Source organism: Pseudoalteromonas sp. DL2-H2.2 (assembly GCF_021532535.1).
Lineage (GTDB): Bacteria > Pseudomonadota > Gammaproteobacteria > Enterobacterales > Alteromonadaceae > Pseudoalteromonas > Pseudoalteromonas rubra_A.
Map to the genome: position 1 here is coordinate 1 of NZ_JAKGBD010000017.1, position 21,887 is coordinate 21,887.

General features: G+C 47.2%; 15 protein-coding genes and 2 pseudogenes. 4 read left to right on the forward strand and 13 right to left on the reverse strand.

Going from position 1 to position 21,887, the window contains the following annotated elements:
* The first annotated feature begins 484 nt into the window (after window positions 1-484).
* Window positions 485-1,528, forward strand: a complete 1,044-nt coding sequence (locus L1285_RS20625) for an IS110 family transposase (protein WP_235414114.1) — start codon at window positions 485-487, stop codon at window positions 1,526-1,528.
* 415 nt (window positions 1,529-1,943) lie between these two features.
* Here the strand turns inward: L1285_RS20625 and L1285_RS20630 are convergent, their stop codons facing one another.
* On the reverse strand, window positions 1,944-2,501 hold the full coding sequence (locus L1285_RS20630; RefSeq protein WP_235414115.1) for a VOC family protein: 558 nt from the start codon (window positions 2,499-2,501) through the stop codon (window positions 1,944-1,946).
* A 129-nt stretch (window positions 2,502-2,630) separates the two neighbouring features.
* On the opposite strand from L1285_RS20630, the pseudogene L1285_RS20635 reads away from it, so the two are divergent.
* Window positions 2,631-3,268 (forward strand): annotated as a pseudogene (locus L1285_RS20635) (hypothetical protein).
* Between the two features lie 450 nt (window positions 3,269-3,718).
* Here L1285_RS20635 and L1285_RS20640 read toward each other — a convergent pair.
* The 9 genes and pseudogenes from L1285_RS20640 to L1285_RS20680 form a co-directional block, all read right to left on the reverse strand.
* Window positions 3,719-3,901, reverse strand: a pseudogene (locus L1285_RS20640) (transposase); the annotation flags it as partial.
* A 240-nt stretch (window positions 3,902-4,141) separates the two neighbouring features.
* Entirely contained in the window at window positions 4,142-5,113 is a 972-nt protein-coding gene (locus L1285_RS20645) for a transposase (RefSeq protein ID WP_235414116.1), read from the reverse strand.
* A 217-nt stretch (window positions 5,114-5,330) separates the two neighbouring features.
* A complete protein-coding gene (locus L1285_RS20650) occupies window positions 5,331-5,615 on the reverse strand; it encodes a DUF4917 family protein (RefSeq protein ID WP_235414117.1) in 285 nt (94 codons plus the stop codon).
* Window positions 5,616-5,732: 117 nt separating this feature from the next.
* Window positions 5,733-6,065: a hypothetical protein gene (locus L1285_RS20655; protein WP_235414118.1), complete on the reverse strand. Its 333-nt coding sequence runs from the start codon at window positions 6,063-6,065 to the stop codon at window positions 5,733-5,735.
* 138 nt (window positions 6,066-6,203) lie between these two features.
* On the reverse strand, window positions 6,204-6,536 hold the full coding sequence (locus L1285_RS20660; protein WP_235414119.1) for a hypothetical protein: 333 nt from the start codon (window positions 6,534-6,536) through the stop codon (window positions 6,204-6,206).
* Between the two features lie 483 nt (window positions 6,537-7,019).
* Entirely contained in the window at window positions 7,020-9,830 is a 2,811-nt protein-coding gene (locus L1285_RS20665; protein ID WP_235414120.1) for a bifunctional aconitate hydratase 2/2-methylisocitrate dehydratase, read from the reverse strand.
* A gap of 322 nt (window positions 9,831-10,152) precedes the next feature.
* A complete protein-coding gene (locus L1285_RS20670) occupies window positions 10,153-11,208 on the reverse strand; it encodes a succinylglutamate desuccinylase/aspartoacylase family protein (RefSeq protein ID WP_235414122.1) in 1,056 nt (351 codons plus the stop codon).
* Window positions 11,195-12,100, reverse strand: coding sequence for a 30S ribosomal protein S6--L-glutamate ligase (gene rimK, locus L1285_RS20675; protein WP_235414124.1), 906 nt, complete (start codon window positions 12,098-12,100; stop codon window positions 11,195-11,197). The genes L1285_RS20670 and rimK overlap by 14 nt, the downstream gene beginning before the upstream one ends.
* Window position 12,101: 1 nt before the next feature.
* Window positions 12,102-12,548, reverse strand: a complete 447-nt coding sequence (locus L1285_RS20680) for an ATP-dependent zinc protease family protein (protein ID WP_125780073.1) — start codon at window positions 12,546-12,548, stop codon at window positions 12,102-12,104.
* A gap of 344 nt (window positions 12,549-12,892) precedes the next feature.
* On the opposite strand from L1285_RS20680, the gene L1285_RS20685 reads away from it, so the two are divergent.
* A complete protein-coding gene (locus L1285_RS20685) occupies window positions 12,893-15,412 on the forward strand; it encodes a TonB-dependent receptor plug domain-containing protein (RefSeq protein ID WP_442960527.1) in 2,520 nt (839 codons plus the stop codon).
* A 76-nt stretch (window positions 15,413-15,488) separates the two neighbouring features.
* On the opposite strand, the gene L1285_RS20690 is transcribed toward L1285_RS20685, so the two are convergent.
* From L1285_RS20690 to L1285_RS20700, 3 genes are all read right to left on the reverse strand, one after another.
* Complete coding sequence (locus L1285_RS20690) at window positions 15,489-15,938, reverse strand: hypothetical protein (protein ID WP_235414127.1); 450 nt, start codon at window positions 15,936-15,938, stop codon at window positions 15,489-15,491.
* A gap of 236 nt (window positions 15,939-16,174) precedes the next feature.
* The gene (locus L1285_RS20695; RefSeq protein ID WP_235414129.1) at window positions 16,175-17,527 is read right to left on the reverse strand and encodes a M24 family metallopeptidase; all 1,353 of its coding nucleotides are present in this window, start codon (window positions 17,525-17,527) and stop codon (window positions 16,175-16,177) included.
* A gap of 408 nt (window positions 17,528-17,935) precedes the next feature.
* Window positions 17,936-18,937, reverse strand: coding sequence for an FHA domain-containing protein (locus tag L1285_RS20700; RefSeq protein WP_235414131.1), 1,002 nt, complete (start codon window positions 18,935-18,937; stop codon window positions 17,936-17,938).
* Between the two features lie 300 nt (window positions 18,938-19,237).
* Between L1285_RS20700 and L1285_RS20705 the strand changes: the two genes are divergently transcribed.
* Window positions 19,238-21,874, forward strand: a complete 2,637-nt coding sequence (locus L1285_RS20705) for a serine/threonine-protein kinase (protein ID WP_235414133.1) — start codon at window positions 19,238-19,240, stop codon at window positions 21,872-21,874.
* The last annotated feature ends 13 nt before the right edge of the window (window positions 21,875-21,887 follow it).

Consider the following 21,887-nt stretch of genomic DNA (forward strand, 5'->3'; position numbering starts at 1 on the left):
AATTGTGAGCGCTTATTAGGTTAGTATTGCATTTTCCCTGGGGTCAGTGATGACTGTCTATCTCTGGCAGCACTTAACCGTGCCAAAAATATCAAATAACTACTGCTTCGACTGAAAATGCTCATCCATTAAGCCTGATGTCATTGGATTTTCGCATCTTTATTTCACATAGCTCCCACACTCACCAATATGGAACCTAAATCAGATACAGATAATGCTGAGTGTCTGCTTATTTCTGGGTTAGGTTGGGTGTCCATGCTTCCTCCACATGCTTCCTCCAACTCTTGCCGATCTAACAAGACATAAAATTTGTGTCGCCAACGAATTGACAGACACCCACTCCAAAACTAATCTGCCACTGGGTGTCTGCGTATTTTCTCAGATGTAGAACAGTTTTTGATTGGGTGATTGAGATGGACGATCCTAAATCGGCGTCAATGCGCCAAACTGAGAGTGATATTTACGGTTAACAGGAGCATCCATCATGAATCAAGTTAGCACATTATCCATTGACTTGGCTAAAAACGTTTTTCAGTTACTTGCTGTGGATAAGCACGGCAAGCCCTGTTTTTCACGCCGGATTAATCGTCAGAAGCTGAAAGAAACCATTCAGAATATGCCGCCTTGTAAAGTCGTTATGGAGGCCTGTGGCTGCGCCCACTACTGGGGAAGAATGTGTATTAAAGCAGGTCATAAAGCACATCTAGTGCCTGCGCAACATGTCACCCCTTTTGTCAGAGGGAATAAAAACGATAAAAATGATTGCCTGGCCATTTATGAAGCCAGTCAGCGGCCTTACATTCGCTTTGTGCCTGTGAAATCAGAATCACAGCAAGCCGTCTTATTACTGCACCGGATGAGAGAAAGGTTGATTAAGGCACGTACCGCATGCCTGAATCAGACCCGGAGCTTTTTGCTTGAATTTGGCATTGAAACACCTAAAAGTTATCGCGCTTTTTACAGCCACATTCAGACTTTGCTCGACCAACAACTGCAACCGGTTATTCTGTTGCTTATACACGAAACTTGCGCCGAGCTGAGAGCCTTTGAACGCCAGCTAAGACAACTCGATTCTCTGTTTCGAGATACAAACCAACGTAGTCAGGCTGCTGAAATCATGCAATCTCTGCCGGGTGTAGGCCCTATCATCGCCTCTGCTTTTAGCGCCAGCATAGATAAAGGTCAGGCATTTAACAGTGCCAAAGAATTTGATGTCTGGTTAGGATTCACGCCCAAACAATATGCTTCCGCCGATAAAAGTGTTCTGAGCCACATCACCAAGCGAGGGGACAGATACCTGCGTAAGCAATTAATCCACGGTGCGCGTACTGTGGTCACGCATGCACATAAAAAAGACGACGATTTAAATCGCTGGATCAGCACCTTGAAAGAGCGAATTGGTATAAATAAAACCATTGTGGCCACTGCCCACCGGCTGGCCAGGTTGATGTGGATATTACTACAGAAGAATGAACCGTATCAGCCTCAATATACACAATCGGGGGCGGCACAATGCATCAAGGGTTAGGTTGTCAGGTGAGCTCGGCATGGACAAGGGTCACTGAACCCGTGTGGGTGTAGTGAACCACTGACAACCGCTTATCTGTTTGCCAAAGTACGATGAAAAAAGGTCCAACCCTGCCTGCGCAAAACCCGACGAAGGCACGGTCGTTACAGACCGAGTGGGTGTATTAATTTTAGGGTGTGCAGGCTCGGAACTCATTTGGGGCGCTGAACAATCAGTTAAGCCCGGATATATGTCAGAGCAACACATTTATAGCGGACTGGACCAAACATCAGGCATGGCAAAGCGGATAAAATAACGAACGAGATAACGAAAACTCGCTATCCCGCAGGCCCACTCGGCTTGACATTGCTGGAGCGTCCATATATGTCTTTGATCCCTGGTGGACTTCTTGGTTAAAGCGTTTGTTAGAATATAACTAACCAAACGTACCTAAATTATTTTTATGCACTATTTTCCATTCACTTTTTTGGGAAAAACCTTGCATATTTCTGATCTCATTCTCCGTGAACTTAATCAGCTTTTCCTCAGATAACTCTAAATTTACAGCAAACTTACAAGGTTGATTAACATGCCATGGTGTATCTGTGAAAATTTCAAATCTATTGTTTTCAGGATCACGAAAATATATGGACCAGGTAGTGCCGTGAGATACGGTTTGTACACTGATTCCTGATATTGACTTTAATGATGAATTGAAACGCTTCAACTCATTAATACCTTTCACTCTAAAAGAAATATGATCTACTGGACTTTCAACATTTCTTCGCGATTCCACTGGACTTAAAACAATTTGATGGTGCTCTTCCAAGCTACGGCTTAGAAAAACCATACCATTTTGACCCTCCCCCCTATCAGTGACAACAAAGCCCAATTTACTCGTATAAAAATCTTCCATCTTTGTTAAGTCTTGAACGTATAATTCAATATGGCTCAACTGCGTGTCTGGAAAAACAATTTTATCCTTCGTTTCCATTTTCACCCTTGTGCTAACGCCTTGCTCTGAGGAATCCCCAGATGATTATATTTTAAATCAATGTGATAGACACGCACGGCATTGTTTGATCTAATTTATTTCGCCAAAAACTAATCAGATAACAACACCTTGCGTGATACCATCATCCTACACGATATGCTCCGAAAAAACTGCCCCCAAATTCCTGCCCGGCGCCTTGATTCATGAATGCTTGCAACTGAGACTTTGCTCGATAGCAATCAACTTTCTCTTACTGAGCTGGGTCGAAATATGAAGGGTCCTGTCTCTGCTAAGCACAACATTAAACGTATTGACCGACTGCTTGGCAACACCGCAATGCATAACGATCGACTTGCTATTTACCGCTGTTGATGACTCTGCGTGCTTTCGTCAGAATTCAGGGACGTTCAATGATAGTGTATTAAGACTAGGTGTCTTTGTTTTTTATTTGAGACCTGAAAAGCCCCCAATACGGGATGGGTCTGCGGCATAGTAAAAGTCGATGCCCCAACCGGCTCGATATATTGTTACTACTCTCTTTGCTGGCGACGATTATTCTCTGGTGGATAGGTCTGTATGCCCAACACTCAAATTGGCAACGAAAGTTCCAGACAAATACAATCAGAGATCGTGCTGTGCCGTCGACTGTTAGGCTTGGCAAAGAGGTTAGGCGACGAAGCGATTATGTTATGACAGGAAAGCAACTGCGCTGGGCTATACGTGAATACGTGCGCTTGATACATCTGCTCGGAAGGCCTCAATTATGAGGGGATCCCCCAGCGCCGCCATAAACGGTACAAAATAGCTGGCTATACTCGGAGCGAAGCGAACCAAGCCAGCTGTTTTGTGTCCGCTTTTGATGGCTTTGTTATAAGCCATTTCGATAATATTCAGATATTGATTTTATGGTATTTATTTGGCTTTCACCGCTTGCTTTAGCAAATTCATTTATATGCTGAAATGAGCTCTTCAGGACAGGCGGAAAACAAAGGCGACACCCACCACTAAATTACCTTTATCAGAAACGGCAGGTTGGAATTCGTCGTGAATCGTACGCTTGATACACAAATATCTTGGGAACTACATTCCTGTTCTTGGGAAAACTGTCAATTTGGACTGTGGTTAACCGTGATTTGGGAGAGTTCAGGCAAAACGATGCCGTCACCTTAGCTGAGATTAGTTGAATAGCTACGGTAAATTGACAACAATGGGCGTGGTTAACGCAATAATCGTTCGCACTGAGTCAGGTTTGCTCGACGCCTTTTATGCAGATGCTCACAGTATTCTGTCAACGCCTCCTCTCGCCCTACTGCACCATGAAACACCTGAGTAAATTGGGTTGTGAGCTTAAGCCAGTTGTCCGGGTCTATTTGTAATCGGGTCAACAAGCCCTGGCTGTCTGGGGCGAACAAAGGCGACACCCACCACTAAATTACCTTTATCAGAAACGACGGGGTGGAATTCGTCGTGAATCGTATGCTTGATACACAAATATCTTAGGAACTGCATTCCTGTTCTGGGGAAAGCTGTCAATTTGAACGATTGTTAGCTATGATTTGGGAGAGTTTAGGCAAAACGATGCCGTCAGCTTGCCTGAGGTGGGTTGACTAGCTACGGTAAATTGACAACAATGAGCGTGATTAACTCAATAATTGCTCGCACTGAGTCAGGTTTGCTCGACGCCGTTTATGCAGATGCTCACAGTATTCTGTCAACGCTTCCTCTCGCCCTACCGCACCATGAAATACCCGAGTAAATTGGGTTGTGAGCTTAAGCCAGTTGTCCGGGTCTATTTGTAATCGGGTCAACAACCCCTGGCTGTCTGTAATGCAACCCCGCTTATCTGCACGCATACATCTGCCCGTTAATTCAACCAGTTGAATGTAATCGGTTAGCTCAAACGGCAGGCCACTTGGCATGCGCTCACGTGGGTTGCCAGCAAACCGTCTTAAGCTTGAAGGTTGTATCCCCTGTTTTGCATGCTCAATGCGCTTTTTGATGCTGGTATAGTCCGACGTTTCTGGTCTCTCTGCCAGTTTGGCTCTGATTGGGTTCAGGTCTACATACACCATGCACGCAACCACTGCCGCTTCGTCTAACAAGGCCTGAGATTTAAACCGTCCTTCCCAGAAACGGCCGGTGCAACCATCTTCTTTATTGGCTCTGCGGGCAATGTCTTCGTTCAATACCCGCATAAACCAACTGATACTCGCAAGGCGTATTCTGAATTCACTGATGTCTGCATCAAGCATACTGCGTTCAGACTCGCTCAGCTCATCACCATTGATGAACTTGTGCGTCAGCCAGTTGCCTTTAAACTGCTTGTGCCAGCGAATGACTATCGCTTTATCTGATAACCTTTGTGCTTTTTTATCATCTACATACAGCACAATATGTGTATGATTGCTCATCACCGCATAGCCACACACTTCAATGCAAAATACCTTTGCCAGCGTCAGCAGCTTTTCTTCAACCCAGTCCCGGCGATGTTCATAAGACTTGCCCGTAAAGCGGTCTTCACCGCACAAAAACGCCCGACGAACGCATCGAGATATACAGTGATAATATTTGGTGTCGGTTAAGCTGATTTGCTTCTTCCTTGCTGTTGGCATTGTCCATTAGCCTCAATCCATTGAGTACTACCCAAAGGTAGACGAGATATCCTCCGCACGCCAGTTTGGGGTGGGTGTCTCTGATCACTAAGCAGGTTAAGCTGATTTGCTTCTTCCTTGCTGTTGGCATTGTCCATTAGCCTCAATCCATTGAGTACTACCCAAAGGTAGACGAGATATCCTCCGCACGCCAGTTTGGGGTGGGTGTCTCTGATCACTATTTCTGTGGCTCACCAAGCTGCTCATCGACTAACTTAGCGTGATACAAAATCCTCAATACATCTTCAAAGTTTGAACTATTTAAGTGATCAAATAGTGCTAAGCCCTCAGCTTCAAGCTGAACATCAACACGATCACTTTTAGCAAGGTCAAAGAGTGTCCCATAACCAAACTTTTCCCAAATATTGATACTAAAGCCGTTTCCCAAAAGTAAATTTTTCCAGCCGTGTTCGGAAAGTTCGTCCCACTGTACTAAATTTTCATCAATCTTTAATTCAGGCAATTCTGCTTCCTAATTTGATATGTAGCATAACGCCGTTGTAACCGGCTAATAATAGTTGGCTATAATTTGTGAGGCACGAACAAAGCCAACTGTTATTTGTCCGCGTTGACGACCTTGTTAATTGCCACTATCCGATGAATCGTCGTTACTGTAATCACTTAATTCACCAAATGCTGAAGAGTGATTAAACGTTCCTGAAGATACTCGACGAGGAGGTCTATTTTTTCTGTTTAAATATTCTGTTTTTCCATAGTCTCTGTATTGAGACAGAGTTCCATTGAAAATTTGTTTCGCCAAATCTAAATTTTTATCAGATATTTTTGCTCGGGACAAAGCGTACAATATTTCTTCATCCGAATACGACTCTTTATCACCATAAGTACTCAACCAAGGAGTTAGCTTATTCGCAACCCTTTTTAACTTCCAATTTCGTAAAGCTTTCAGAAGCATAATCTGCTCTCCCTTAGCTGAAGCTTTCCCGCATGTTACCGTGGCAATTAACGCCGTTGTAACCGGCTAATAATAGTTGGCTATAATTTGTGAGGCACGAACAAAGCCAACTGTTATTCGTCCGCGTTGACGACCTTGTTAATTGCCACTATCCGATGAATCGTCGTTACTGTAATCACTTAATTCACCAAACGCTGACGAGTGATTAAACGTTCCTGAAGATACTCGACGAGGAGGTCTATTTTTTCTGTTTAAATATTCTGTTTTGCCATAGTCTCTGTATTGAGACAGGGTTCCATTGAAAATTTGTTTCGCCAAATCTAAATTTTTATCAGATATTTTTGCTCGGGACAGAGCGTACAATATCTCTTCATCCGAATACGACTCTTTATCACCATAAGTACTCAACCAAGGAGTTAGCTTATTCGCAATCCTTTTTAACTTCCAATTTCGTAAAGCTTTCAGAAGCATAATTTGCTCTCCCTTAGCTGAAGTTTTCGCGCATGTTACCGTGGCAATTAACAGCTTATTAGCGTGAATACCGGTTAGATCCAGTTCCTAAAACCTTACAGATCCACAGCTATATTATTTTATTCATAACAAGAACAATAACCTACCACTATTGTACTAGTTACTCAAGCCAAAATAGCGCGGTTAAAACCGAGCCGTGATCATAGCGAGACTTGGGGGTCTCGTTATGTAAAGCTACTAACCTTTTGAATCTAATAAACTAAAAATGATAGCTGGCTTAAACGAGACCAAAATGCGTGGAGAAAACGAGAAATTTGACAGGTAAAATGGCTATTTAGACTTACACCTGTATGTATAAACAGCAATTGGATTGCAGTGTCTTTTTCGCCGTTTTGTGAGTCTGTACACACCAACCCACCCAATCTCCACCCAACAAAAAAGCGCGTAAAAACGCGCTTTTTTCAGTCTTTTAATCTTTGAAGATTAAAGTACTTTAACAGGTACCGCTTGCTCTGAACCGAACTTAGTTGTCAGTTCTTCTTCAAGTGGGGTGAACGCTGTCAGGTCGATGCCTTCAACAGCACCCTGGTACTCGTCCATAGTCGGGAAACGACCCAGAATCGTTGAAAGTACTACCAGTGGCGTAGAGCCAAGTAGTGATTCACCTTTCTTCTCGTTAGAATCCGCTACAACACGGCCCTGGAACAGGCGTGTAGAAGTTGCGATTACAGTGTCACCTGGTTCTGCTTTTTCCTGGTTACCCATACACAGGTTACATCCAGGGCGCTCTAAGTACAGGATGTTTTCGTACTTGGTACGTGCCGCTGTCTTCGGATTTTCATCGTCAAACTCAAAGCCTGCGTACTTAGCCAGTACTTCCCAGTCGCCTTCTGCTTTTAGCTCATCAACAATGTTGTATGTTGGTGGCGCAACAACCAGTGGTGCTTTGAACTCGATTGAACCGTTTTGCTTCTCAAGGTTACGTAGCATCTGCGCGATGATCTGCATGTCGCCTTTGTGAACCATACAAGAACCAACAAAGCCCAGGTCAACTGGCTTACCGTCGTAGAAAGACACAGGACGGATCACGTCGTGCGTGTAACGTCTTGATACGTCTTCGTTGTTTACATCCGGGTCGGCAATCATTGGTTCAACGATTTCGTCCAGGTTAACCACAACTTCTGCGTAGTACTCAGCGTTGTCATCTGGTGCCAGTGCTGGTTGCTCACCAGACTTGATACCCGCGATACGCTCGTCCGCCAGATCAATCAGACCCTGAAGCGTTTTCGCTTCGTTTTCCATGCCCTTGTTGATCATGATCTGGATGCGGCTCTTCGCCAGCTCGATTGACTTGATCAGCGTTTCGTCGTTAGAAATACAGATTGACGCTTTCGCTTTCATCTCTGCAGTCCAGTCAGTGAAAGTGAACGCCTGGTCAGCCATCAGAGTACCAATGTGTACTTCGATGATACGGCCCTGGAATACGTTTTCACCGCCGAATTGCTTCAGCATTTGTGCCTGAGTAGCGTGTACCACATCACGGAAGTCCATGTGCTTCGCCATTGCGCCTTTGAAGGTTACCTTCACAGACTCTGGAATTGGCATCGCAGATTCACCGGTCGCCAGTGCCAGCGCCACAGTACCTGAGTCGGCACCGAATGCGACACCTTTAGACATACGCGTGTGCGAGTCACCACCGATGATGATTGCGCGGTCGTCCACAGTAATGTCGTTCAGTACTTTGTGGATTACGTCGGTCATTGAGTGGTAAATGCCTTTCGGATCACGTGCTGTGATCAGACCGAACTTGTTCATGAACGCCATTAGCTTAGGAATGTTTGCCTGTGCTTTTGCATCCCAAACAGACGCGGTGTGACAGCCTGACTGATATGCGCCGTCTACCAAAGGAGAAATCGTAGAAGCAGCCATAGCTTCCAGCTCCTGAGACGTCATTGGACCTGTGGTGTCCTGAGAACCAACAATGTTTACTTTAACACGAACGTTTGAACCTGCGTGCAGCGGGGTCTCAGACGCAACACCGATTGCGTTACGGTTAAAGATTTTCTCAACCGCAGTCAGGCCCTGGCCTTCATGCGATACTTCTTTAGAAGGTGCATATACTTCTGGTGCTTCAACACCCAGCGTTTGTGCCGCAAACGTCTGTAGTTTCTTACCGAATACTACCGCGTAAGAACCACCCGCCTTCATGAACTCCACTTTTTGTGGTGTGAATGAAGATGATACGTCAACCAGCTCTTTGTCGCCGTTGTATAGTTTCTTCGCTTTGGTGTCGATAGTCAGCAGTGTGCCAGTCGCAACAGAGTATGCTTCTTCCAGTACCGGGTCGCCATTTGCATCGGTAACCACTTTGCCGTTTTCGTCGGTTTTCTTCACCCAGTTTTTCAGGTCAAGACCAATACCACCGGTTACATCAACAGTCGTCAGGAAGATAGGCGCGATACCATTAGTACCCGCTACAACCGGTGCAATGTTGATGAATGGAACATAAGGGCTTGCCTGGGTACCAGCCCAAAGTGCCACGTTGTTCACACCAGACATACGAGATGAACCTACACCCATAGTGCCTTTTTCAGCAATCAGCATCACTTTTGCATTTGGGTGCTTTTTCTGTAGCTCAACAATCTCTTGCTGTGCTTCTGGCGTGATCATGCATTTACCGTGTAGTTCACGGTCGGCACGTGAGTGTGCCTGGTTACCCGGAGAAAGCAGGTCAGTTGAAATATCACCTTCACCAGCAATATAAGTCACTACTTCAATTTTTTCGTCAATATCAGGCAGCTTAGTAAAGAATTCCGCGTTCGCGTAGCTTTCTAAGATGTCTTTTGCAACGGCATTGCCCGCTTTGAATGCGTCTTCCAGACGTGACGTGTCTTCATCGTACAGGAAAACCTGGGTTTTCAATACGTCGGCCGCTTGCTTAGCAATGGCTTCGTCGTTGCCCAGTGCAAGGTCAAGTAGTACCGCGATAGAAGGACCGCCTTTCATGTGCGAAAGCAGTTCGAATGCAAAGTCAGCCGTGATTTCAGCTACAGTCTCTTCGCCCAGGATAATTTCTTTTAGGAATTGTGCTTTCACACCAGCAGCGCTGGTTGTGCCCGGAAGCGTGTTGTAGATGAAGAAGTTCAGTGAATCTTCACGGTGCTCATGCCCTGTGTCTTTGATTTGGGCAATAATTTCAGATAGCAAGTCAGCGCTATCGATTGGTTTTGGACTCAATCCAAGTTCCGTTTTACGGGTTTGGATTTCTTCCATGTACTCATTATACAAACTCATATAAACCTCGTCAGGCAGTAATACGTGTAGATAGAACCGACCCATTCTACCCTACTTTGCCCTTGCACGTAATCTTTTAACGAAAAAAGCCTGTTTTCGCTCAATTTTTACGCCAATTTAACCACATAGGGTAGCGTCAGTAAGGATGAAAATTCCGGTGTAACTTAGCCTCAGGGGAAAGGCTTTAAACTCAAGTTGAAAGTGTTAACTTTTGAGATAAAAAAGATGAACAAAATACAGCCAGCTAGACAGCCTGCTTGCTCCAGGAAGTACAAACAGCTGGCCGGGCGCAATGAAAGCGCCCGAGACCAGCTGCGATGGTTCAGTTGTTGAGCTCAGTGTCGACCGGCTGCTCGTCTAAATCCAGCTCGTCGATGAACTCACCCAGTTGTTGCTCAACTATGGTATTGGCATGGGCAAAGTAGGCAATATGAAACACTGCGTCGCCTTCATTGACCAAAGGTAAAGACTGCTGACCGATAATAATGCCACTGCGTGGTGCCTGGATAGCCACTTCATTGCCACCCAGCGGGTTACTGATATAGCCCAGCACCTGCTCTTTATTAACCCGCTCTCCCAGGCCCACCATAGCGCGGACAATACCGTCTGTATGGGCACGCACCCAGCTGGTGGAATCGGCAATCACTGGCTCTGGCACCTTTTTGCTACGCCGGCCTTTGAGTACCTTCAGGCGTCTGAGTACGTTTTCAACGCCCTTTAATCCGGCGGCAATACCCAATGGGTCAAAGCGCAGCGCCTCACCCGCTTCGTAGGTGATCACCGGGATCCCCAGGTTGCTGGCCTCGCTGCGTAACGAGCCGTTGCGCAGCGTTGCGTCAATCACCACAGGTGTACCAAAGGCTTTGGCAATGTCTGCGGTTGCTTCGCACTTCAGATTTGCCCGGATCTGAGGCAAATTTGAGCGATGGATAGCACCCGTGTGTAAATCAATGATATGAGTACATTTGCTGGCAACCCGTTTAAAGAACACATTGGCAACACGCGCTGCCAATGAGCCCCGCTCTGAACCCGGAAAACAGCGGTTCAGATCTCGTCTGTCGGGCAAATAGCGTGACTTATGAATAAAACCAAATACATTCACTACCGGTACAGCAATCAGGGTTCCCCGAAGCGCCTTCGGGTCAACTTTCGCTAAAAGCTGGCGCACTATCTCTACGCCGTTAAGCTCATCACCATGAATGGCGGCACAAACCATCACCACTGGGCCCGCCTCTGCACCATTGACCACTTCAATGGGAATGGTTAACGGAGAATGGGTATAGAGTTTAGCCACCTCCAGCGACAAGGTTTTGCGCTCAGCCACCTCAATGGGTGTATTGAGTAGTGTAAATACCTGGTTTTTTTTAGCCTTTGCCACGCGTTGCGGTCCTCTTACTGGCTGCATTCTTTTCCATAAACTCAATGATCATACCGGCAATGTCCTTTCCGGTTGCTTTTTCTATGCCTTCAAGGCCCGGCGACGAGTTTACTTCCATCACCAGTGGCCCACGCTCTGAGCGCAGCAGGTCAACCCCGGCAACATTCAGGCCCATTGCTTTAGCCGCAGCAACAGCGGTTTTGCGCTCTTCCGGGGTAATGCGGATCAGGCTGGCACTGCCGCCGCGATGTAGGTTAGAGCGAAACTCACCTTCCTGCGCCTGGCGTTTCATGGCGGCTATCACCTTGTCCCCAATCACAAAGCAGCGAATGTCCGCGCCGCCGGCTTCTTTAATGTATTCCTGCACCATGATGTTGGCTTTCAGGCCCATAAAGGCCTCAATCACACTTTCTGCCGCTTTACGTGTTTCCGCAAGGACTACACCAATGCCCTGGGTGCCTTCGAGCAGTTTGATCACCACAGGTGCTCCGCCAACCATTTCCAGTAAGTCTTTCACATCATCAGGTTTGTTAGCAAAGCCAGTGATTGGCATGCCAACCCCTTTGCGGGATAACAGCTGCAATGAGCGCAGCTTGTCACGCGAGCGGGTAATGGCCACCGACTCGTTTAACGGATAAATGCCCATCATTTCGAACTGGCGTAACACGGCACAACCATAAAACGTGACCGAGGCACCAATTCTTGGCACCACGGCATCAACATCCACTATTTTATCGCCTTTAAAGTGAATTTCTGGCTCATTAGAGTTGATGTTCATATAGCAGCGCAGCACATCCAGCACCACAGGCTCATGGCCGCGCTCCTTTGCAGCTTCTATCAAACGACGGGTCGAGTAAAGGTTTTTATTCCGGGATAGAATGGCGATTTTCATTTTAATTTCTTGCTTCAATTCTTTTTTTAGTCAAATACGAGGCTGCGGGGTCTACACAGATCCGCCCCTCCATTGCTGTACGCCCCAGTAACATTCTAAATTTCATGTTATCCCGGTTGGTCAGCGTGATCTCAATGGGCCAGCGCTCAGTGCCAATGTGCAATGTCGATTGGATCACATAGCGAGATTCCTGATGGCCGCCCGAGTCTGTTACCGTGCGCACGTCCAGCACCGGCGCTTCACAGACCACTTCATAGTCGGTGTCTTTTTGTTTCGGATGCATCCAAAAACGCACCCAGGATGCGCCTTCTTTTTCAAACTCTTCTACTTTGAAGGCATGCAAACAAGAGGTTCGGGCGCCGGTATCCACCTTAGCTTTGATCCTGTCTATACCCAGCTCAGGCAAAGACAGCCATTCGCGCCATCCAACCTGTATTAAAGTCGACATTTTTTGTGCTCCTTAAAAAAGCGCTTTATACCTTGCTCTTAAACAATAGACTAACAAAATTTATTTATCCAAAGCAGCAAAGCTATTGATTGAACAATAAAATTTCGATCCACAGTAACAAAGGCGTGGTGACTAAGCCAGTAAGACTAACTCTGATTGATACTTTGTAATTTTTTGACTGGCATTTAATACAATGTTACTAAATAAACATAAAAACTTGAGCTGTTATAATTTATAACGAATTCGAATTTCGGATAGAATTATCCACCTTTAGTATTGCCATCCTTTTCGTGGGCCAGACAAAAAAAGCCCGTACAGAAATCAACATATAATCAGGAATGACCATGTTAAGACCGAGTACTCTGGCAGCCAGCATCAGCTTGGTGCTGGGCGCCGCCGCTTCGTTTCACACTAGCGCAGAACAAAGCCAGGCACCTAAGGCCAGTAACACCACAGAAGTGATTGAAATCACAGGTACCCGACGCAGCCTGCGCAGCGTTGCTGAAAGCACGGTACCGGTCGATGTTATCAGCCTGGATGAAATCACCAGCTCAGGCCAGCTTGAACTCAGCCAGGTTTTGACAACGCTGGTACCAAGCTTCAATTTCCCGAACTCGCAGCTGGCCGACGGCACCGATCACGCACGCCCGGCAGTATTGCGCGGACTGGCGCCCGATCATACTTTAGTGCTTATCAATGGTAAGCGCCGCCATGCCAGTGCCCTGCTGAACCTGAATGGCACGGTTGGTCGTGGCTCGACAGCGGTTGACTTGAATACCATACCGACGGCTGCTATCAAACGCATCGAAGTATTGCGTGACGGCGCTGCGGCACAATACGGCTCAGACGCCATTGCCGGTGTGATCAACATTGTGCTGAACGATGCCGATGAAGGCGGCAACCTGTCGGTCACTTATGGCGAGTACGACACGCAGATGGCGGGTTCTGCACAACTGCTGCGCACCTATGAAGATGCTGAGGGCAACCTGGCGTTTGACAAAGGCGCAGATCGCGAACTCAATGATGGCGGCACCACGACTGTTAGCGGCAATATCGGCTTTGAGCTTGGCGACAAGGGCTTTATCAACGTGGCTGCTGAGCTGCGTAACAAGCAACCGACCAACCGCTCAGGCATCGATGAGCGAGAGCAATATGCCCGTGATGAAAACGGCAAACTGGATCCTCGCGAGTTTACCGCAGAGCGTTATAATCACAGATTTGGTAAAGCCGACATCGAAGACTTTGCGCTGTTTTACAACGCAGGCTACGCACTGGCGTCAGACCTAGACTTGTATTCATTCGGCAGCTTCTCAAGCCGCGACGGCAACTCGGGCGGTTTCTTCCGTCGTCCTCAGGATGGCCGTAATATCCTTGACGTTTACCCGGATGGCTTTTTACCGCAAATAGACACCGAAGTGCGCGACTACAGCTTTGCTGTGGGTGCCAAAGGGGATGCCGGTGACTGGCAGTACGATGTCAGCACTAATTATGGCCTGAACGACTTTGGCTTTGGCGTATCGAACAGCCTGAATACTTCTATGGGCGCAAGCAGCCCAACCGAATTCGACAACGGCGCACTGGTGTACAGTCAGTTGCTGGTCAATGCAGAAGCCAAAACAGAGCTGGACTTAGGCTTGTACGACAGCGTGTTTGTTACGCTGGGCAGTGAATACCGCCGCGAAACTTATGAGATTCAGGCGGGCGAACTGGCGTCTTATCAGACGGTATTGGATGCAAACGGCCAGCCGGTTGCCGCAGGTGGCGCACAGGTTCTGGCTGGATTCTCCCCAGAAAGTGCGGTGGATGAGTCACGCCATAATGTCGCGTTGTTTGCTGAGTTTGATACTTACCTGACCACCGACTGGAACCTGGTATTGGCGGCCCGCTATGAAGATTACAGCGATTTTGGTTCAACCCTGACCGGTAAGCTTGCAACCCGTTATGTAGTGAACGACCAGCTATCGCTGCGTGGTGCACTAAGCACAGGCTTCCGCGCGCCTTCGCTGGCTCAGACTTCATATAAGTCCATTGCCACCGTATTTGAAGACGGCGTACCAAATGAAGTTGGCCTGTATCCGGTCGATACCCCTGCGGCTGCGGCACTGGGTGCTAAGCCACTGGAAGCCGAAGAGTCTGTTAACCTGACAGCTGGCTTCATTTATACTCAAGACGCTTTCAGCCTGACACTGGATGCGTATCGCATTGATATTGACGACCGCATTGTGATGTCTGAAAACCTCAGCGGCGACGCAGTTGAGCAGATCCTGCAACAGGCGGGCGAATTTAATGTACAGCGTGTACGTTACTTTACCAATGCGATTGACTCGCGCACTCAGGGTGTAGACATTGTTGCAACCTACCGCTTTGATTTGGCCGACTATGGCGACCTTAACCTCAGTGCTGCCCTGAACCTCAACGATACCGAGGTGACAAATGTCAAAGCTAATCCGGCCGAGCTGGCTGCGCTTGGCGAAAGCTACCAGTACTTTGCTCGTCGTGAAATTGAACGCTTTGAGTCGGGTACACCGGATAACAAATGGAACCTGGTGGCAAACTGGCAACGTGAGCAGTGGCAGGTTATGGTCAAAGCTACTCGTTACGGTGAAGTAACCGATCCTTCCAGCACAGTAGAAAAGGATGAAGTACTGGCAGCCAAATGGATCGCAGATCTGGAAGTGGCTTACAAGGTGAACGCGCAATGGCGTGTTGCCCTTGGCGCGAATAACCTGTTTGATCAGTATCCTCAGGATACCGTCAGCAACATTGGTTTCAGCAACTTTAACCAGATCTTCCCTTACTCAGCGTTCTCTGCATACAGCACAGACGGCCGCTTTGTATACGGTAAAGTGTCGTTTAACTTCTAATTTTGTACCGAATGCCCCAGCAGCGAGCTTTGCTGCTGGGGTTGTTTTCATTTTTTGAAAGCACAGCCAACCTCGCTTATGCCGAGCGATTTACACTTAACATCCCCGCTTTTGCCTGATAGTCCATTGGCAGCGTTTTATTAAACGCAATCATTTCGTTATAAATATCAGCATCAGAGGCGCCCTCACCTTTCATCCGATTGAACAGTGCAATACGCTGCTCAGTGACTTGCTCAGCAATTCGGTCAAACTCGACGGACTGATCGGCCCACTTTTTGTGTGCAACGGGGTCGGTCAATGGTGGTGCCTCGTTGAGGTTAACGGTCATTTTGTTAGGGATGAAGGTGATTGCTTCTGCCATTTCTCTTGCAAATACCGGGTCGGATCCGACATCATCCCGAAAAGAATCCCATGTATGCTTAACAGCTGTGGAACTGGCGTGTGTGGCTTGGTTGCTTAAATCAGTCGTTTTTACCGAGGCAAACTTCGAGGCTGTGCTTTGGATAGAGGTATTTAAAATCATCATTCGTCTCCTTGTGAACGTTTTGCAACCAAAGCAAAACCCAGGCCACTTATAAATCCCCTTTAAATTGAGTCGATTACAAATACCCCCTGTCCATAGGCACAACGAGCTCCCGCACTCTGGCGTTAAATTGCCGCACCAGACAAACCACTGATTGCCTTTTTAGAATGTGTATATACTCATATTCACTCAGATAAAACAAAACCCGCGAATGCGGGCTTTGTTTTCTACCTCACGTTCTATCGGATCACATGCCATTGTGTCTGACGCCCTGCCAGATACCAGACCTGCTTACCATCGAATACCGCATCTTGTTCCAGCTTAATTTGGATCCACTGATTGTCCCACTCCGGTAGCTGCGTTTTAATGTTTCCTTCAATGGCATAAACCGTGTTTGGATGCAGTTTCCAGTCTCCCTGTACCGGTGTCGGCCCCTGATTGTCCCACATGCCAATGGTTGGCCCAGGTGCGTGACCGACAAAACCGAGCGGATGGGTATAAGTACTGCTGACAATCCCTGCTGCTTTACTTTGTTTAATGGTATTGGCCAGGATCTCATTGCCCGTTAACCCTGATTTGAAGTTGCTGGTTAAGATATCCTGCCAGCGATTACCGATGGCCATAGCCTGTTTCAGGCCCGCTGGTACATCGGTTTCATGTAGCTTAAGCACATAGCCCATTTCCTGTGTATCCGTACACTGATTCAGATAACAAATACCCACATCGGTGTGAATAATGTCTCCGGGTAAAATAGTCCGGTTGTATTCACCAATAAACACATCGTCTTTACTGGTTTTGTCGCCCTGACGTTGAATATTTACGTACGGCTGGAACCAGGGTCTGAGCTGTAATTCTTCAAAGCGTTCGCGTAAATACCATTCAACGTCTTTGGTGGTAGTCACGCCGGGTGTGATCACCTTATTGGAGAATGCTTCTGCAATTACCCGGCGCGCCAGTGTCACCGCCTGCGGGTAAACATTAAGCTCTTTTTGGCTGCGCGTTTCCAGCCAACGGATCACTAGTTTTTCGGCGCTCACCAGGCGCTCCTGATATTTGCCCGGCAATACATTCAACAGCTGCTTATGTAATCCGACACTGAGGCCATCGGCCAGTGCCCAGTCTTCACTCACATTAATCCCAATACGCTTAGGGTCACGCTCAGCAATCACCTCAGCCAGACGCTGCCACTGTTGTGCTTTCGTGCCCCCTTTCCATACTGTCGGATACAACTCGCCAATGGGATAACGGCTCACGCTAAAGCGCTCGATGCTGCCATCCGCTTGTTTTGAAAACACCAGTAAAGTGGTACGGCGCGCTGCAAACGTGGGCTGCGGCACCAGGGTATAAAACAGCTTGTCTTCGCCATATTCACGGTTGATGACCAGCCACATATCCAGGTCCGCCTCACGCATCAGCTCGGGAAGTAAGTTATCCAAGCGGTCTGTCACCATGTCATTGATGGGCTGCACGCGCTCCCTGAATGACAACACATCCGGCAATGCCGATATTTGACGGCCCTGCGTATATTCCTCGGCCATAGCGGGCGTGCTTATCGTGCACAAGCTTAAAAATAATCCAAAAATTCTCTGCATAATCGTCCTGCTCGTTATTTATGTTGTTGTAAGCTGCGACCGGTTCAACCCGGCAACAGGCAAAACTTTTTAAGTAAGCGGTTTTCAATCTTATTGCAGAGTTTGGGGGCCAGCAAACCATTCAGGGTGAATGCAAAAAGAAGCGCTATTAACTGCTCAACATTGTTGTCTTAGACTCGGCGCCCAAGGGCATGTTAAATCAGGCAGGCATAGATGCGCTGCAGCAATGGCGTTACCATGTCTGACTAGATGAGCAAGGAAAGGTAATAAAAGGCCAAAACCTAAAAGCGCACTTCGGGTGGGATCTGGGACATTAGACCTGTCCCTTTCAGGCATTACCTAAACGTAAGCCCGAGCGTTTATCGGGCTTCCAAATATCGTGTAACTATGTGTTCCAGCTTGCTGCCATTAACTCACCAGCAGTTCATCACTTTGTTGGTACAAAGTAGACGCTTCAAGCTGTTGGCCTTTAACAATACTAAAATGCCTGCCACCAAAGCGCACCCTGCCGCGTTTACGTTCAATAAGAGATTCAGCCATTGACTTGTCTTTCATCCGATCAACAAACTGTTTGCGCGCGCGGTGGATCTGGATATTAATGTGGCTTTCTGTCAGCCCCAGGTCACGTGATAACTGCTTGACCGACACCCAACCTTGTGAGGCATCATCTACCTGATGTTGCATGTCTTTCACTTTATATCTGGCCAGTAAGGCAGTCAGATAATGGTGTGTCCGGGTTTCAAAATCCACTTTTTCCTGCGCCTGTGTTACCTGTAATTCAGCATATTCCTCATCCTGACTCAGCGTAAATACATACTCAAGATCGCACGGATCGGTTTCGGTCACTTCTGCGGTGCACTCTTGCTGGCTGGCACGAGTTTGGATCAAACTCCATACCTGCTGAGCAAAGCGCAGTTGTTCGCCATCGGTAATACTCACCGGATGCTCCGAGCCAACTTCTTCATAGCACCAGGTTTGCTCTGCATTATTGAAGTAGACGATTAGCTCAGGATCTGACTCGCTGGGTAATAAATGATAGTTTTCAAGCTGGATCACCGGTGTTTTACCATCAACGAGTTCATCATGACTGTAAGGCACCAATAAATCCTCGGGTGGTGCGAGGTCAGTGACACTGAAGCTATGACAACTTGACTCAGAAAAGCGAATTTCATCATTTATGTTTAAAGCAACGTCCTGATTGTAGGGCACTCTTGCATCGTTTAGCCAGGTCCCATTACGGCTCAGATCGCGTAAGTACCAGTAACCTTGCTGCCACTCAATCACGGCATGGATCCGGGAAATAGCCAACTCATCAAAGCAGCTGTCCACAGAGTGCTTAAGTCGCCCAAAACGATGAAAAGACTTTAAATATAAATACTTAGATTGCTGTTTATGTTTTAGCGTGGCCATAGTCGCTCCTCGATAACGGCTCTGGCAGGCTGCCAGTATCACCACTGGGCCGGCCTTGAGATCTGTTCCTCATTAATCGTAACACCGTTTTTGAAAAACACCGATTTCACCACATTACACCACAATATTGTCATATTCAAAACAATCAGATGGACCTGTTAATCTGATAAGCTGGTATTTAATTTACTTAAACGTTACTATGACAATTCGGTACATGTGGTTCTTTTTTAAGGCCATTTATCCGTCTCTGCAAACGCGCTTAAGGCGATAGCACCCGTAAGGTAATAGACAAAAAGTAACATGGATAAATCGCATCAACCTTCACCCTCAACACAGCCTGTGAATTGCACTTCCATCACTCAGCAGGCAGACTTACCAGCACACTACAATGTTAAGAAAGTGTTAGGAGAAGGAGGCATGGGCGAAGTGCTACTGGCACAAGACACCCGGCTGAATCGTCTGGTCGCAATTAAACGCTTAAAGGTGCAAAACGCAAAGGACAATATCTCTGTCGCCCTTGGCGAAGCTCAGATCCTGGCTAGGTTAAACCACACGCATATCGTGCAGCTTTACGATATAATCACGACACCCTCACAGGTCTACCTGATCATGGAGTACGTTGATGGCAGTACGCTGTTTTATCACCAGAAAACTCAACTACTCAGCCTCGAGCAAAAGCTCACACTGCTGATCCAGGTGGCCAATGGGGTGGCAGCTGCTCACCAGTGTGGCGTTATTCACTGCGATCTCAAACCTGCCAATATCCTGCTTGATGCCAATCTTCAGGTAAAAATCACTGACTTTGGCATTGCGCGAATTAACCAGACGAAAGATGAGGCGCACACCCAGACGCTGCATCAGAGTCGCGGTAGCATAAGGGCCACCTCGCCCGAACAATTGCGTGGTGAAACGCTCACCCCGCAATCAGACTTGTTTGCGTTCGGTATTCTGGCCTATGAACTGATAAGCGGGCGTCATCCTTTTGGCAAGGTTCAATTGCGTGAGCGTATATTAAATGGTGAGTATGACGATGCCAAAGCAATACTACCTGCCCTGCCTGAGCCACTTTGTGTATTACTGAATCAATTATTATCAGCGCAGGCACAAGGCCGCCCGGCAGATGCAAGACAAGTTGCCAGACGCCTGGAACAAATCCTGATTGCCTTGACACAAAATGCGATTATGGAACAGGAGACCATGCCACTGCCCGCTGCTCAAGAGCAGGAGCAGGAGCAAGAGCAAGAGCAAGAGCAAGAAGAAAACACCACAAACTCGGCTTGGTACAAAAGACTTAACCTCACTCGGTTGGTTTTATTTGGTGTTATCTGCTTTACTTTTGTCGCTTTTTTACTGGTACTTACCACCTCGCAACCTGCCGAACAAACGCGTTATGTGGCCGTGCTAAAACCACAAAATAGCAGTCTGGCGATACACAAAACATCAGGCGTTGTGAGCGCAACAATCAATCAGGCCATCAGACAATATATCCTGCAAAATGAAGGACTCGAGCTCGTAATATATAACCATCAGAGTTTTACAGCGCCCAAAGATGTGGCGGCCATCACAGGCGCTACCGATATCATAGCCAGTGAACTGGATTGCAGTGCGCTCAGTTGTGAAGTCACTTTTAGCCGGCTTTCTGGCGATAAATGGACAGTTCAGCAGCAAATTTCCTGGCCTATGCCCGCCAGCACCCACCTGAATAACTTTTATACTGCACAACAACATACCGCCAAACTGTTTGGGGAAGTCACACCGAAAAAAGTGCAACGATGGGAGATAAATCAAAAGGAATATCTGGATTATCTCGCTATTTATGAAGACGTCAATACCAATGGCGCTTACACCAGAGACAATCTCAATAAGCTAGAAGACCTCCTTAACAAAGCCCCGTCACTCTCTGCCGCCTACGGGCTATTGGTTGATGTGGGGCTGAACATTTATCATCAAAATAAAGACGATGCAATTTTGGCTCAGTTAAGCACAAAGCTCGATGGCGCGCCAATGAGCTTTAAACAAAGTGTGCTCTTTCACAGAGAAATGATGCTCTTGTCACTCGAAAAAAATAACATGCAGGCGTTTGATGTACACTACGAGCAGGCCATCACCAGGTCTTTGAGTGAATATGATGCACAAATCATTTTAGCCCGAAAATCGAAAAAGCTTGGCGCACTCGATCAGTCCATTGCACACCTTGAAAAAGCGCTCTCCCTGCGCAACAACACAGACGTAATGTTTAACCTTGCCAATGATCTGTACCTAAACAGTCAGCTTGAGCGTGCCACCTCATTATTGAATAGCATTATACAGCTCACACCCAATGACTATCTTGCCAATCAGCTGCTTGCGGACATTTTTATGGTTCAGGGGCAATTGGATAAAGCGATAGCGCGATACCGAGTTGTTGTCCAGAGCAATCCCCAACCCATGGACTTGAATATGCTGGCGTTGACTCTGATGCTTGATCAACAGTATGGTGCGGCTTTAGAAGTCGCCAGATCCCTGCCTGATGCCGAGAATAACACGCTCTTTTTACTCAACCTTGCAGACATAGAGAAGCTCAATGGCAATACGGTCAAAGCGACCAGACATTACCAACGCGTTATCCAGTTGAGTACAGATAGCTCGATATACGAGTTACTCGACAAAGCACAAGCCTATGCCCAGCTAGGCCAGTTTGAGCAAGCCATTGCCACATTAAACCAAGCTATCAAGCGCTCGCCAGATAACAGTGAATACGCTTTCACAGCCGCTTTGGTATATGCGCTGGCCAATGAACAAACATCTGCAATCGTTCATGCCAAGGCAGCACTGGCGGTGGGGTATGGCACAATTTGGTTCGATCTGCCCTGGTTTAAAACGTTATGTAACAACCCAGGCTTTCTGGCACTACTGGCACAAGAAAGCCGGGTTTGCAAAACGCGCCCTAATACATAGGTCACTCATTCAT

Coding starts and splice junctions, on each gene's coding strand:
- L1285_RS20690 (WP_235414127.1), bottom strand. CDS start 15,938: ATGATGATTTTAAATACCTCTATCCAAAGCACAGCCTCGAAGTTTGCC.
- L1285_RS20700 (WP_235414131.1), bottom strand. CDS start 18,937: ATGGCCACGCTAAAACATAAACAGCAATCTAAGTATTTATATTTAAAG.
- L1285_RS20680 (WP_125780073.1), bottom strand. CDS start 12,548: ATGTCGACTTTAATACAGGTTGGATGGCGCGAATGGCTGTCTTTGCCT.
- L1285_RS20660 (WP_235414119.1), bottom strand. CDS start 6,536: ATGCTTCTGAAAGCTTTACGAAATTGGAAGTTAAAAAGGATTGCGAAT.
- L1285_RS20685 (WP_442960527.1), top strand. CDS start 12,893: ATGTTAAGACCGAGTACTCTGGCAGCCAGCATCAGCTTGGTGCTGGGC.
- L1285_RS20625 (WP_235414114.1), top strand. CDS start 485: ATGAATCAAGTTAGCACATTATCCATTGACTTGGCTAAAAACGTTTTT.
- L1285_RS20645 (WP_235414116.1), bottom strand. CDS start 5,113: ATGCCAACAGCAAGGAAGAAGCAAATCAGCTTAACCGACACCAAATAT.
- L1285_RS20695 (WP_235414129.1), bottom strand. CDS start 17,527: ATGCAGAGAATTTTTGGATTATTTTTAAGCTTGTGCACGATAAGCACG.
- rimK (WP_235414124.1), bottom strand. CDS start 12,100: ATGAAAATCGCCATTCTATCCCGGAATAAAAACCTTTACTCGACCCGT.
- L1285_RS20665 (WP_235414120.1), bottom strand. CDS start 9,830: ATGAGTTTGTATAATGAGTACATGGAAGAAATCCAAACCCGTAAAACG.
- L1285_RS20705 (WP_235414133.1), top strand. CDS start 19,238: ATGGATAAATCGCATCAACCTTCACCCTCAACACAGCCTGTGAATTGC.
- L1285_RS20655 (WP_235414118.1), bottom strand. CDS start 6,065: ATGCTTCTGAAAGCTTTACGAAATTGGAAGTTAAAAAGGGTTGCGAAT.
- L1285_RS20630 (WP_235414115.1), bottom strand. CDS start 2,501: ATGGAAACGAAGGATAAAATTGTTTTTCCAGACACGCAGTTGAGCCAT.